The 14,821-nt window shown below is 51.6% G+C and carries 9 protein-coding genes; 8 read left to right on the top strand and 1 reads right to left on the bottom strand.

What is annotated here, in order from left to right; all coding sequences use genetic code 11:
* Window positions 1–33: 33 nt before the first annotated feature.
* Entirely contained in the window at window positions 34–2,583 is a 2,550-nt protein-coding gene (gene nirB / locus IMCC21906_RS15860) for a nitrite reductase large subunit NirB (protein WP_047012972.1), read from the bottom strand.
* A 419-nt stretch (window positions 2,584–3,002) separates the two neighbouring features.
* On the opposite strand from nirB, the gene IMCC21906_RS15855 reads away from it, so the two are divergent.
* The 8 genes from IMCC21906_RS15855 (at window position 3,003) to IMCC21906_RS15820 (ending at window position 14,821) form a co-directional block, all read left to right on the top strand.
* Window positions 3,003–4,475 (top strand): NarK family nitrate/nitrite MFS transporter, encoded by a 1,473-nt coding sequence (locus IMCC21906_RS15855; protein WP_047012971.1) that lies wholly within the window; start codon window positions 3,003–3,005, stop codon window positions 4,473–4,475.
* Window positions 4,476–4,503: 28 nt separating this feature from the next.
* The gene (locus IMCC21906_RS15850) at window positions 4,504–6,222 is read left to right on the top strand and encodes a bifunctional protein-serine/threonine kinase/phosphatase (protein WP_047012970.1); all 1,719 of its coding nucleotides are present in this window, start codon (window positions 4,504–4,506) and stop codon (window positions 6,220–6,222) included.
* 559 nt (window positions 6,223–6,781) lie between these two features.
* A complete protein-coding gene (locus IMCC21906_RS15845; protein ID WP_047012969.1) occupies window positions 6,782–7,996 on the top strand; it encodes an alginate export family protein in 1,215 nt (404 codons plus the stop codon).
* Window positions 7,997–8,122: 126 nt separating this feature from the next.
* Window positions 8,123–9,508, top strand: coding sequence for a UDP-N-acetylmuramate:L-alanyl-gamma-D-glutamyl-meso-diaminopimelate ligase (mpl, locus tag IMCC21906_RS15840; RefSeq protein ID WP_047012968.1), 1,386 nt, complete (start codon window positions 8,123–8,125; stop codon window positions 9,506–9,508).
* A complete protein-coding gene (locus tag IMCC21906_RS15835; protein ID WP_047012967.1) occupies window positions 9,505–10,104 on the top strand; it encodes a flavin prenyltransferase UbiX in 600 nt (199 codons plus the stop codon). Before mpl ends, IMCC21906_RS15835 begins: the two co-directional genes overlap by 4 nt.
* A gap of 29 nt (window positions 10,105–10,133) precedes the next feature.
* Window positions 10,134–12,770, top strand: coding sequence for an RND family transporter (locus IMCC21906_RS15830; RefSeq protein WP_047012966.1), 2,637 nt, complete (start codon window positions 10,134–10,136; stop codon window positions 12,768–12,770).
* Window positions 12,763–13,368, top strand: coding sequence for an LON peptidase substrate-binding domain-containing protein (locus IMCC21906_RS15825; protein WP_047013509.1), 606 nt, complete (start codon window positions 12,763–12,765; stop codon window positions 13,366–13,368). The genes IMCC21906_RS15830 and IMCC21906_RS15825 overlap by 8 nt, the downstream gene beginning before the upstream one ends.
* A 199-nt stretch (window positions 13,369–13,567) precedes the next feature.
* On the top strand, window positions 13,568–14,821 hold the full coding sequence (locus IMCC21906_RS15820) for a glutamate-5-semialdehyde dehydrogenase (protein ID WP_047012965.1): 1,254 nt from the start codon (window positions 13,568–13,570) through the stop codon (window positions 14,819–14,821).

Below are 14,821 nucleotides of genomic sequence, written 5' to 3'. Positions count from 1 at the left end.
TCTATCATTTTTGCCGACGAGGTCGGCGAAGTCTTAGGCCACGGCAATCAGTGATGCGCCGCTGCGTTTTTCTTCGTCAGTGGCGGGACGAATCTGGCCGCGTTCTTGGATAAAGACAATCTCTTTGTCGCTGCCGTCGGCATTAACAAAACTACGGAACTGCTTCAGCTTGTCTTCGTTCTCAATGGTGGTTTTCCATTCGCACTGGTAGCTGTCGATGACTAGCTGCATTTCAGCTTCCAGTTCATCGCAGATGCCCAATGAGTCATCGACAATGACTTTTCGGAGGTAATCCAAGCCGCCTTCCAGGTTTTCCATCCACACCGAGGTGCGCTGCAGGCGATCTGCGGTGCGAACATAGAACATCAGGAAGCGGTCGATGTACTTGAGCATGGTCTCGGTGTCGATATCTGAGGCGAATAAGTCTGCATGGCGGGGTTTCATGCCGCCGTTGCCGCACAGATAGAGGTTCCAGCCTTTTTCGGTGGCGATGACCCCAACATCTTTGCTTTGGGCCTCGGCGCATTCACGGGTACAGCCCGATACCGCCATTTTTAGTTTGTGGGGGCTGCGCAGGCCCTTGTAGCGGTTTTCCAGATCAATGGCTTGGCCAACACTGTCTTGGACGCCGTAGCGGCACCAGGTGCTGCCCACGCAGGATTTAACAGTACGTAGAGATTTGCCGTAGGCGTGGCCGGATTCAAAGCCCGCATCAATCAGTTCTTTCCAGATCAGTGGTAACTGATCAACGGTGGCTCCAAATAAATCCACGCGCTGGCCACCGGTGATTTTGGTGTACAGATTATATTTTTTGGCAACACTGCCCACCGCAATCAGGCCGTCGGGGGTGACTTCGCCGCCCGCCATCCTCGGCACCACAGAGAAGGTACCGTTGTTTTGCATATTGGCCAGAAAACGGTCGTTGGTGTCCTGTAAAACGGCGTGTTTGGGTTCAAGAATATAGTCGTTCCAGCAGGAGGCTAAGATAGAGGCTGCAGTGGGTTTGCAAATATCGCAGCCGTGGCCGTTGCCGTGTTTTTCCAGTAGTTCATCAAAGGTTTTGATCTCGCCGACTCGAACCAAGTGGTAGATTTCTTGGCGGGTGTAGGGGAAATGTTCACAGAGGTCGGTGTTCACTTCTACGCCCAGTTTGGTCAGCTCGGCATTTAGTACTTGGCCAACCAGTGCGGTACAGCCGCCACAGGTCGAGGCGGCCTTGGTGCAGGCTTTGAGGTCGCCAACAGTGTGGGCGCCATCTTGAACCGCGGCACAAATCTGGCCTTTGCTGACATTGTTGCAGCTACAGATTTGGGCGACATCGGGTAAGGCGTCCACCCCGAGACCAACGCTGGCGCTGCCATCCAGCTGGGGAAGAATCATGGCCTCGGGGTGTTCAGGTAGGGTGATTTTGTTCAGTGCAAACTGCAGCAGGTTGCCGTAATCTTCGGCTTCACCCACCAGTACGGCGCCAAGCAAGTGCTCGCCGTTTTCGCTCACCACGATTTTTTTGTAAACCTCGGCTTGTTCATCAATGAAGGTATAGCTCTTTGCGCCGGGGCTATTGGCATGGGCGTCGCCAATGGAGGCAACATCTACCCCCATTAATTTAAGCTTGGTGCTCATGTCGGCGCCGGTAAAGGTGTTGCCATTTATACCGCCCAATACATGGTCGGCCGCGGTTCTGGCCATATCCCAACCCGGTGCGATTAAGCCGTAGATGCGACCACTCCACAGGGCGCATTCACCAATGGCGTAAATGTCTGGGTCAGAGGTTTGGCAGTTGTCGTTGATCACAATACCGCCGCGCTCACCAATTTCCAGCTCACTTTGGCGGGCAAGGGCATCTTGGGGGCGAATGCCAGCGGAGAAGACCAATACGTCGGTTTCCAGTTCGCTGCCATCGGCAAAAGACATTTTATGAAAGCAGCTGTCGCCATCAGTAATGTTTTGGGTGTTCTTTTGGGTGTGGACGGAAACACCGAGGTCTTCAATCTTTTTGCGAAGCAGGGCGCCGCCGCCGTCATCGACCTGAACCGCCATCAGTCGGGGGGCAAACTCGACAACGTGGGTTTTTAGTCCCAAATCCTTAATCGCTTTGGCAGCTTCTAATCCCAATAGCCCGCCGCCTACCACGGTGCCAACTTTGGCATTGCTGGCGGCGGCGGTAATGGCTTCTAAGTCTTCAATGGTGCGGTAAACAAAGCAATTATCTCGGTCGTGGCCAGGTACCGGTGGCACGAAGGGGAACGACCCTGTGGACAGTACTAGGGTATCGTAGCTGTACTCCTCGCCTTTGTCGGTGCTGACAATTTTTTTGTTCCGATTGATAGCGACGGCTTTTTCGCTGTTTTTTACCGCAATACTGTTGGTTTCATAAAAACCTTCTTTCACCATATTAAGGGACTCGGCTTTGCGAGTTTCAAACCATGCGGTGAGGTGAACGCGGTCATATGCTGGCCGGGGCTCTTCACCAATGACGGTGATGGTGAACTCTGAGGCCTGGCCGCTTTCAACCAAAGATTCAAGAAATTGGTGGCCGACAGGGCCGTTGCCAATAACCAGTAGGCGTTTTGGGTTGCTCATGGTGATGATCCTTTACTTCTGTGCGGGGCCTTACCTTTTACGTCGGTGTGACCGCAGTGTTCATGCTTGTCTGTATCCGTTGCAGGGTAATTAGCAATAGCTGTGCCATTATCTTTATGTTTTCGTAAGGTGTTGATAAATAATAATAAAATTATTTTTTGCGTTTTTTTGGGGCGTTTTTGGTGTGGAAATCAGCCGGTGCGCTGCAAAGTGTTGGGGCGGAATGTTCGATATTGGTGCTTTGCGGTTATTGTTCTGGAATTGTCGGTCGCACCAAGTTGGGTCGTTTTTGCGGTTGATATATAAATTTATTCTTTTAATTCAATGGCTTAATTATTTTTTGGATGGCTTCTTGCTGCGGCTGGCATAGCCCTTGCTGTGCTAGTCGCCATTGCTATTGCCGATGACTGGAGTTTGAGATGTCTTCCTCACATCTAAACCTGCTGGACCTTAAGCAGGACAAAATACGTTTGCTGCATTTAAGCTGGTTTGCGTTTTTTCTAACCTTTGTTGTGTGGTTTAACCATGCGCCGCTGCTGGTTTCTATCAAAGAAGCTTTTGATCTGAGTAGTCAGCAAGTTAAAGCGTTGATGATTCTTAATGTGGCGTTGACCATCCCTGCGCGAGTAGTCGTTGGTATGCTGGTGGACCGCTTTGGTCCCCGCATTGTTTTTAGTTCGCTGTTGATTGTCGGTGGGGCAATTTGTTGCGCTTTTGCTTTTGCCGATAACTACGAGCAAATTGCTTTACTGCGTTTTTGTATGGGCTTTATTGGCGCGGGCTTTGTTATTGGCATTCGCTTGGTAGGAGAGTGGTTTCCGGCTCGCCAGGTGGGTTTGGCTGAAGGTGTATATGGCGGTTGGGGGAATTTTGGTTCGGCGGCGGCAGCCATGTCGCTGCCAACCCTGGCCATTATGTATGGTGGCCCCGATGGCTGGCGTTATGCTACCGCGACAACCGGTGTTATTGCGGCGGCTTATGGCGTGTTCTTTTATTTACGAGCGCGTAATACCCCAAAGGGCGCAACTTACTTTAAGCCTAAAAAGTCGGGTGGCTTGGTGGTGAGTAATCGTCGGGACTTGGTGTTTTATATTGCGATGTGCGTGCCAATGTATTTGGCGCTGGCTGTGCTGACGTGGAAGTTGTCTCCCACTAATTTAGGCTTGCTAACAGATTGGGCCGCAACGGCAATTTACGGCGTGCTTGCGGTGTTGTTTGTCGTGCAGATCAGCCAAATTTTGCGGGTAAACAGTGATGCCATTAAGGGTATCCCCATCCCAGAAATGCAGCGTTATAAGTTTAAGCAAGTGGCCATTTTGAATGTCGCCTATTTCGTTACCTTTGGTTCTGAGCTGGCGGTGGTGTCGATGTTGCCATTGTTCTTTATGGAAACGTTTGAGCTGACTGCGGTGACGGCGGGGTTGTTGGCGTCGGGTTTTGCGTTTATGAATTTAGTGGCCCGTCCCAGTGGCGGTTATCTGTCGGATAAAGTGGGCCGCCGTAAGTCGCTGTCAGTATTGGTAGCCGGTTTGGCGGTGGGGTATATCGTACTGAGCCAAATTAATCCCGCGTGGCCAATTGCCTTGGCAGTGATTGCGACAATGTGTTGCTCTTTCTTTGTGCAGGCAGGTGAGGGTGCGGTGTTTGCCATTGTGCCTTTGGTAAAGCGTAGTATGACTGGGCAGATCGCTGGGATGACCGGTGCCTATGGTAATGTGGGTGCGGTGATTTTTCTGACGGTGTTGTCTTTTGTCGATGCTTCGTCCTTCTTTATGGTAATTTCAGCTTGCGCGGCAGTGGTGTTCTTTGCGGTGCAGTTTTTAGAAGAGCCCAAAGGTCATGTCGCTGAACTGAATGACGATGGCAGTGTGGCCTTGGTGGAAGTGGGTTAAATGATGGCATTGGGTCAGAGCGTCGCGCATGCATTTTGAGACAGGTTTGCGCTGCAGTGCAGCGCAGCTGAGCTCGGCCGGGTGTAAATCGATTAATGAAGATAGTCTTGGTATTTTAATTCCAACCGGCAGCGCGCTGATTACCAAAGGCGCGGTGGCGGTGATTGCAGATGGGGTGTCTGCCGCTGAGGCGGGAAAAGAGGCGGCGGAAACCTGCGTTAAAGGGTTTCTCCAGGATTATTTTTCTACCCCCGACTCGTGGTCTGTGAAACGGTCGGCGCAGCAGGTGATTACCGCGCTAAATCGCTGGCTATTCAGTCAGGGGCGGCACTACGCTCAGGCTGAAAAAGGCTATGTGTCCACACTCAGTATTGCGGTGATTAAATCCAGAACCGCCCATCTTTTTCATGTTGGTGACAGCCGGATTTATCGCTATCGATCTGGTGTGTTGGAGCAGTTGAGCCGGGACCATGCCCGACAAATTAACGAGAAGCACAGCTACTTAACCAGGGCGATGGGTCTCGATAGTAATTTGGATGTGGATTATCGGGCGGTGGATGTTGAGCCTGATGATCTTTTTTTACTGACCACCGATGGTGTGCATGGGTTTTTAAACTCGTCTGCGATAAGCGCGCTGCTCGCTCAGGCGGGGGATAACCTGGATGCCTGTTGTGGTCGTTTGCTTGAGTCTGCGCTGGCGGTGGGCAGTGACGATAATCTTAGCTGCCAGCTGTTGCGAGTGGATGGCTTGCCTGGAGAAAACGCCGACGAGGTGTATCGCCGACTTACCGCATTGCCGTTAGCCCCCGATTTAAAAGCGGGTGATCGCCTTGATGGCGTGGTGGTCGAGGCCGAGCTTCATGCAAGTTCTCGCAGCCAGATTTATAAGGTTCGCGATGCTGAGAGTGGCCAGTTTTACGCCATGAAAACGCCGTCTGCGAATTTTGAAGACGATCCGGCCTATCTTGAGCGGTTTGTACTGGAAGGCTGGATCGGTAAGCGCATTTCCAGTCCCCATGTGGTTGAGGTAGTTGAGTTGCCGGTGCCAGCCAGCTGTCTTTATTATCTTACCGAGTATATCGATGGCGAAACGCTAGCGCAGTGGATGCAGCGTCACGACAAGCCCGTACCGCAAGATGTGGTGGATATTGTTGCAGAAATTGCAAAAGGCTTATTGGCGATGCATCGACGGGATACGATCCACCAAGACATAAAGCCAGAGAATATTCTGCTGCGCAGCGATGGCAGCGCCTGTGTTATCGACTTCGGCTCCTGTCATGTGGCAGGCCTTGCTGAAATTGCCTCTCCCATAGTCCGAGACACTTGCCTGGGAACGGCGCATTATTCTGCGCCAGAGCAGGTTCTAGGTCGTTCAAGCACCGCAAAAATTGATCAATTTTCGCTGGCGGTGGTGGTTTTCGAGATGCTTACCGGCACCCATCCCTATCGGGGTAAGCTTGCCGAGACCGCCAGTACGGTGGCTTATCGGCGCCTGGAATACATTCCGGCAAGTCACTACAACCCCCATGTGCCACTGTGGATGGATGCGGCCTTAGAAAAGGCTCTGAGCATCAGTCCGGAGCTGCGCTATGCTGATATGGCCGAGTTTGTTCACGACCTGCGTAATCCAAACCCCTCGTTTTCTCCTCCCGGTCAGCAGCCCTTGCTGGCAAGAAACCCCCTGCGATTTTGGCAAACCGTATCCGGAGTGCTGCTGTTGCTGCTGCTTTGGAGTTTACAGCGTTAGCATTTTCGTCACTTTGTTGGTGCGCCTATAAAAACAAGAATCTTGCTGTGGTGTTCGCAAATGGTGCGAAAGTGATTTGTTATGGCGCCAGTGGTTATTATCTTTCTGCACTATTGCTGTGCCTTCTGTTGAACAAGTATTTATTTTGCATGTTTTTGCAGCCTCTTCGCGCTTTATCGCCCTGTTTACCCTCCGTTTAGTTGAATTTTGCTGTGGTTTATCGCTTTGGCATAGGGCTTGCTGTACTAGCTTTGAAAGTAGTTTTGAATGGGTCGTTGGAGACCGACTTCGTTCATGCTGTTGTGTCGTTTCTTCACTTTAGCGCGGGGAGATACCGTGCTGAAAGTTGAGAATTTTAACCTCGTAGAACTTGGGTTTTATTTGTGGTGATCAACAGTTTGTGCTTGGTGTGTAGGCGTATTGCTTGAGTGTGATTTACCGAAAATGAAGCCAGTTATAATAACTGCGTATCGATTGGTTTTCTGTAAAACAGCGCTTCCTACCAATTCAGGGAATTAAAAAAACGTCATTTATCGATGGTATTAAGGAGAGGTTTCCAATGAGAAAATTTCATACAAAGTTGTTAAGTGCGTCGATCATCGCTGCAGCTGGATTTTCGGTGGCAGGGGTGTCTGCAGATGCTTTTACTGATGCTGTGACGGGTGGCAAAGCCTTTGGCGATTTTCGCCTGCGCTATGAATCCGTCGATCAAGATAACGCATTGGATAATGCCAGTGCATTAACCCTTCGCAGCCGGATTGGTTATATCACCGGCGAGCTTGAGGGTTTCTCTGCTACGGTTGAATTTGAGGACAATCGAATAGTGGGAGGTGTGGGCGATTACGCAGTAGTTCCGACTGGCTACAACGTCGGTCAGTATTCGGTTATTGCCGACCCTGAACACACCGAGTTAGATCAAGGTTTTATCCAATATAAAGCGGGTACTTTTACTGCCAGGTTGGGTCGTCAAGTCATTAGCTATGATAACCACCGTTTTGTCGGTCATGTAGGGTGGCGGCAGGATCGTCAAACCTATGATGGACTGACCTTGAGTTACGCGCCAATGGAAAAACTCACCTTGAGCTATGCCTATGTTTCTCAGGTAAACGGTATTTTTGCGGAAGAAACCGATGCTGAAGCCCAGAATCATTTCTTTAATGCGGCGTATGCCAGCCCCATCGGGAAAATAGTGGCTTACAGCTACCTGATTGATTATGTCGATGGTCCACAGAATGAGCGGGATACCTTCGGCGTCAGTTTAAATGGCAGTGTGCCAGCGGGGGAGGTCAAGTTGCTTTACACCGCTGAGTTGGCAAGTCAGAGCTTTGATGGCGCGGGCGCTGAAAGTGACACTGATTATACATTGCTTGAAGGTGGTGTTGCGGTGGCCGGTATTACCGCCAAGTTCGGTTATGAGGTGCTGGGCTCAGATGACGGCATGGCATCGTTCCAGACGCCGTTGGCCACGTTACATAAATTTAACGGCTGGGCTGATCAGTTTATTGTCGGGGGCACTCCGGCGGGCGGTTTGGTCGATACCTACGCTTCGGTGGGTGGCAGTTTGGCGGGGGGGAGCTGGGCTGTCATTTATCATGAATACAGCGCCGATGAAGATTCGCCCGGCATGGAAGATTACGGCGATGAATGGAATATGGTGTACAGCCGCAAGTTTGCTAAAAACTATAATGCGGGCATCAAGTACGCGGCTTATTCTGCCGATGATTACAAAGTGGATAGCGATATTTTGTGGTTGTGGGTGGGGATGAGTTTCTAAGCTTTAAGGTGTTGTTCCACATTCGCTATGCGTGACGCTTTTCTGGATAGGGCTTTTAGTCCGTAGAGATAGCGTAACGGCGGTGATAACATGCCACACAGTTGATTCTGTGTGGCATTTTTATTTATGCATCTTCATATTTTGGGCATTTGCGGCACCTTTATGGGTGGGCTGGCTATTTTAGCTCGGGAGCTGGGTCACGAGGTGACCGGTTCTGACGCCAATGTTTATCCTCCCATGAGTACCCAGTTGGAAGCCCAGGGCATTGGTCTGATGGAGGGGTACGACCCCTCGCACCTAGACCCCGCGCCGGATTTGGTAATTGTGGGTAACGCCATGAGTCGCGGCAATCCCGCCGTGGAATATATGTTGGACCGGGGGCTGCGTTACACCTCGGGTCCGCAATGGCTTTGTGAGCAAGTGCTGCAAGACCGATGGGTGTTGGCTTGTGCCGGTACCCACGGCAAAACCACCACCAGCTCTATGTTGGCATGGGTGCTTGAGCACAACGGCTACGAGCCGGGGTTTTTGATTGGTGGGGTGCCCGGTGACTTCGGTCAGTCTGCCCGTTTGGGCGGTTCTGATTTTTTTGTCATTGAGGCCGATGAATACGATAGCGCCTTTTTTGATAAGCGCTCTAAGTTTGTTCACTACCGGCCCCGCACGGCCATTCTCAACAATTTGGAATTTGATCACGCTGATATCTTTGATGATCTGGCCGCGATTCAGCGGCAGTTTCATCATTTAATCCGCACCATTCCCAGTGGTGGCCGCATTCTGCTTCCTCAAGACGATGCCGCGCTGGAGGAGGTGGTTGAGATGGGGTGCTGGAGTGATGTACAAAGCTTGGCGGCGGTTAAGTCGGGAGCCTTGGCGGCTGATTGGCAAGGAAATCCCTTGGAGCCGGATTTCTCTCACTTTGAGGTGTATCACCGCGGCGAGCTGCAGGGTGAGGTGAAGTGGGCCCACACCGGTGCGCATAATCTGCATAATGCCCTGGGCGCGATTGCGGCGGCTCACCATGTTGGGGTGTTGCCACCCTTCGCGATTGAAGCGCTGAATGTGTTTCAGGGGGTAAAACGGCGCATGGAGTTGTTGGCCACTATTGCTGGCATCTCGGTATACGACGATTTTGCCCACCACCCTACGGCCATAGCGACTACCTTGGAAGGCTTGCGGGGGCGGGTTGATGGCCGGATTGTGGTGTTGATAGAACCGCGTTCCAATACGATGCGTATGGGAATATATCGCGAGCGCTTGCCGGTGTCGGTGGCCGCTGCCGATGAGGTAGTGTGGTATCAACCACCGGGATTAGATTGGTCGCTGGACTCGGTGATTGCCGATAGTCCGGTGCCGGCCCGCTTGAGCACAAACTTGGAGCTGACCATCAAAGAATTGGAAACGAGTCTGAAAGCTGGTGATCATTTAGTCATTATGAGTAATGGCGGCTTTGATGGTGTGCATTCGCGTATCGTCGCGGCTTTGCGTCAGCGCTGGAGCGATCTGCCATGAAGCCGATAAGTTTGGCCATGACCGGCGCGTCGGGTGCCCAGTATGGTTTGCGGTTGATGGATTGTTTGCTGCAAGCAGGCTGTACCGTCCATTTGATGGTTTCCAAAGCGGCGCTGCTGGTGATCGCGACGGAAACAGACATGAGCTTGCCGCCTAAGCCCGAAGCTATGCGCCGTCAGCTTTGCGAGCATTATGGCTGCAGTCCTGAGCAGTTGCAGGTATATGGTCGAGAGGACTGGATGGCGCCGGTGGCTTCTGGCAGCGGCGCGCCTGGCAGTATGGTGGTGTGCCCGGCGAGTACCGGCACTTTATCTGCTATTGCCTGTGGGGCCAGTAATAATCTGATAGAGCGGGCCGCAGACGTGGTGTTGAAAGAACGTCGCCAATTGATATTGGTGACCCGGGAGATGCCGCTATCCAGTATTCACTTGCAGCATATGCTGACGCTAAGCCAAATGGGGGCGACGATTATGCCCGCCTCTCCCGGTTTTTATCGCAAGCCCCAAAGCGTCGATGATGTGGTGGATTTTGTGGTGGCCCGGATTCTTGACCATTTGGGTATTGAACAAAAGCTCGTTGCCCGTTGGGGCGAATAAAGCCTATTTATAATGAATAAGGAAATACAATGAGTACTGCGCTTGCGTCCCTGTACCAACAGTTGGTTTTGAGAAAAGCCCTGTGGGTATTGATTGTGCTTTTGGCTCTAGTGGGGTTTTTAGGCAGTTATATTCCCAGCCTGAAAATGGACGCCTCGGCCGATGCTTTGGTCTTGGAGGGCGATAAATCCCTTGAGTACTACCGCGAAATTAGCAAGCGCTACGGTACGGAAGATTTCTTAATTGTCACCTATCAGCCCAACGAAGGTGGCCTGCTGTCGGATAAGCATCTGGCGCTACTGGATGAGTTGCGGGGACGCTTGGCCCAGTTGCCCAATGTGTCGGGGGTAACGTCGATTCTGGACGTGCCCTTGCTCGAAAGCCCGCCGGTGACGCTAGGTCAAGTGGCGGCAGGCGAGATTCCAACCTTGCGGACACCGGGCATTGATAAATCCTTGGTGGCCAAAGAACTTGCGACCAGCCCTATTTATAAATCATTGCTGACCAGTACGGATGGCTCCACGACTGCGCTGCAGGTCAATTTGGAACGGGATGCGCGCTATCACGAGTTGTTAAACAGGCGTGAAGCGCTTCGGGACAAAGATAACGCAGGCATTATTTCTGCGGCTGAGGCCCAAAAGTTAGAAGGGGTTGAGCAGGAGTTTTCAGAATACCTCAGCCAGATTCAAAACCGCCAAGCTGACTTGGTATCAAAAGCCCGAACCATTCTTGACGACTACCGTGGTGACGCCCAGCTGTTTTTGGGCGGGGTGCCGATGATCGCCGTCGACATGATTGATTTTGTTAAAAGCGATTTAAAAGTTTTTGGCAGCGGTATCTTGCTGTTTATTGTTGCCTTGCTGGTGGTGATTTTCCGCAGTCTTCGCTGGGTGCTTATTCCCTTAAGTACCTGCGTGATTACTGTCGTATTTATGATGGGTTTATTGAGTTTTTTAGATTGGAAACTCACGGTCATTTCTGCCAATTTTGTTGCCTTGCTGCTCATTATTACCCTGGCCATCACTATCCATTTGGTGGTGCGTTATCGAGAGATTTCCGCCAACAGTCCTGGCTTGGGCCAGTTTGAGCGCGTATCTGAAACCGTCAGCATGATGGCGCGGCCCTGTATTTATACCGCGCTGACAACCTTGGTGGCCTTTGGCTCCTTGGTCATCAGCGGCATTCGCCCGGTTATTGATTTTGGTTGGATGATGACCATTGGTGTGGTCGTCGCCATGGTGGTCAGCTTTGTGGTGTTGCCCGCGATTTTGATGTTGCTCCCCGCCAAAGAAGAAAAGGGCGGCGCAGAAGGTGAGGGGTCGTTGACTCGCTATTTTGCGATGATTACCCAGCGTTTTGGTGGCGGTATTTTATTGGTGGCTTTGGCGTTGCTGGCACTGAGCGTTTGGGGTGTCACCCAGCTCAAAGTTGAAAATCGCTTTATTGATTACTTCAATGAAGACACCGAAATTTATCAGGGTATGGAAACCATTGACGCCGAGTTGGGCGGCACTATTGCTTTGGATATTGTCATAGATGGCCCCGTTTACGCAGAACCAGCTGGGGCTGTGGTACCAGAAGATGACGGCGAATTCTCTGGCGATTTTTCTGAGGGGCCAGCCAATAACAGTGCTGCTGCCAATGATTTCGATGATGAGTTTGCGGATGATTTTAGTGACGATGCAGCGGATTTCAGCGCTGACTTCAATGATGACTTTGGCGATGATGTAGCGGATTTTGGGTCGGGCAGTGGCGCCAAAGCTAAAACCGCCAAAAGTGATTGGTTCTCAGTGGCGGGTTTGCGCCGGGTAAAAGAAGTTCACGATTACGTTGATGGCTTGGACGAAACGGGTAAAGTACTGTCGTTGGCGACCTTCTATGACCTGATGGGCATGGTGATGGGCAATGTCGATGACTTGCAGTTAGCTTTGGCCTCGCGCGCGTTGCCAGCGTCCATCTCTGATATTTTGATTGATCCTTATTTTTCTGCTGAGGCAGATCAAGTGCGGATTAGCTTGAGGGTGAAGGAAACCAGCCGCAGCCTGCGCCGGGATGAGTTATTAAAACAGGTTCGCCATCATTTGGTGGACGAGCTGGGCTTTAGCGATGAGCAGGTGCACCTAACCGGCATGTTGGTGTTGTACAACAATATGCTGCAGAGCTTGTTTTCTTCGCAAATTCTGACTTTGAGTGCGGTCTTTGTCGCCATTTTGGTGATGTTTATGGTCTTGTTCCGTTCTGTCACGCTGGCGTTAATTGCGTTGGCTCCTAACCTGCTTGCGGCGGGCATGGTGCTGGGTAGTATGGGTTTGGCGGGTATTCCGCTTGATATGATGACCATTACTATCGCCGCGATTACGGTGGGGATTGGTGTCGATCACGCCATTCACTATGTGCATCGTTTTATGGCGGAGTTTCCGGTGGATCGTAATTATATCGACACCATGTATCGTTGCCATGCCAGTATTGGTCGGGCGATGTATTACACTTCGGTGATCATTATTTTTGGTTTCTCAATCTTGGCGTTGTCCAATTTTACTCCCAGTATTTACTTTGGCTTGTTAACGGCAGGGGCAATGCTGGCAGCATTGCTGGGTTCAATGATGTTATTGCCCAAGCTGATTTTGTTAATTAAACCCATGGGACCAGAAAGTGAACGTGACTGATCGGCAAGCGGATTACCCCTTATTTCCGCTACGCAGTGTTTTGTTTCCCGGTGGCCGAACCGCCCTGAGGATTTTTGAACGGCGATATTTGGATTTAGTGCGGGACTGTTTAAGAGAGCAGAAAACCTTTGGCATTGTTTGGCTGCAAGATGGCGGCAGCGAAGTATTGCAGGGTAATGGGGCCTTGCCTGGTTTAGCTGCTGTGGGGACCGAAGCCAATATTGCCGACTGGGACCAGACCGCTGACGGGCTGTTGGGCATTGTGGTTGAAGGAGGCAGACGCTTTCGGGTTAATGCCAGCCGTCAGAGTGATAGCGGCTTGTGCCTGGGCGATGTGAGTTGGTTGCCAGAAGACGCTGATGTGCAACTACCCGAGTACACTGAGGAATTACAACGGCTATTATTGCAGTTAGGTGAGCACCCTCATATTCAACGGTTGGGAATGTCCCTCGAAGTGGATGAAGCGGGCTTGTTGGCAAACCGTTTGGCCCAGATGTTGCCGATAGACGCTAAAGTTGCGCAGCAATTGCTGGCTACAGATGATCCTGTTCAGCGCTTAAACCTACTGCAAGAAGCGTTGGATGGTATGGCGCGTTAAACTGTACTGTATCGAGTTCTTTGCTATAGGCCTGCCTTGAAAGGGCGATTATCGCCTTTTGTCTTGATAAAAATTGCCTTGTGATCGCTTTTGCCTCAAAAGCTTAAACCCTTTGTGTTATTGCTTCTCGCCTGCTATCCCGGCAATCCGGTATACTGTCGGCCTTTTGTCGATAGTGCGAGCAAGGTTTTTCCGGTCTATGGATATCAAGCAATACATGAATCAGGTGGGGCAGCAGGCCCGGACGGCGTCCCGGGTGGTTGCCGCAGCAGACAGCGGCGTTAAAAATAGCGCTTTGCTGGCGATGGCGACAGCGATTGCTGCGCATCAGTCCAATATCATTCAAGCTAATGAGAAAGACCTGGACGCAGGGCGCGCCTCGGGTTTGGACGAGGCTTTGCTCGATCGTTTGGCTCTGACCCCGGCTCGCATCGACGCTATGGTTGAGGGACTGCATCAGGTGGCTGGGTTGGCTGATCCGGTTGGTGCAATCAGTGATTTAAACTACCGTCCCAGTGGTATACAAGTTGGCCGTATGCGGGTGCCTTTGGGCGTGGTGGGAATTATTTATGAAAGTCGCCCCAATGTGACCATTGAAGCGGCGAGTTTATGCCTAAAGTCAGGTAATGCCGCGATTTTGAGAGGTGGCTCTGAGGCGATACATTCCAACCAGGCACTGGCGGCGTGTATTAAAGAAGGCTTGCAGGCAGCGGGTTTGCCCGACTCAGCAGTACAGGTGTTGGAAACAACAGACCGGGCTGCGGTGGGTGAGTTAATCACTATGCCAGAATATGTCGATGTGGTTGTACCCCGTGGTGGCAAGGGGCTCATCGAGCGGATTTCGCGGGATGCCAGCGTTACGGTCATTAAACATCTTGATGGTATTTGTCATGTGTATCTTGACGATGCTGCAGATTCTGACAAAGCCCTGGCCATTTCGGTGAACGCCAAATCCCATCGCTATGGCACCTGCAATACCATGGAAACGCTGTTGGTTGCGGAGAGCCGAGCGGAAGATTTGCTGCCCGGCATTGCGCAATCTTTGCAAAATAAAGGCGTTGAACTGCGGGGTTGCCCACGTACCCGGCAGATTGTGAGTGCGCTAGAGGCCAGTGATGAAGATTGGGCTACCGAGTATCTCGCGCCGGTGCTGTCTATCCGTGTGGTATCGGGGGTAGATGAAGCCATGGATCATATTGCCCGTTACAGCTCGGGTCACACTGAGTCTATCGTCACCGAAAACTACACGGTGGGCCGCCGCTTTCTTCGGGAGGTCGATTCCAGTTCGGTGATGATTAATGCCTCTACCCGCTTTGCCGACGGTTTTGAGTATGGCTTGGGCGCGGAAATTGGTATCTCCACCGATAAAATTCACGCTCGCGGCCCGGTTGGCTTAGAGGGTTTAACCTCCCAGAAGTACATTGTTCTGGGCGACGGCCACATCCGCCAGTAG

This window comes from Spongiibacter sp. IMCC21906, from assembly GCF_001010805.1.
Classification (GTDB): Bacteria; Pseudomonadota; Gammaproteobacteria; order Pseudomonadales; family Spongiibacteraceae; genus Spongiibacter.
This window is presented reverse-complemented; position numbering and strand designations above follow the sequence as displayed.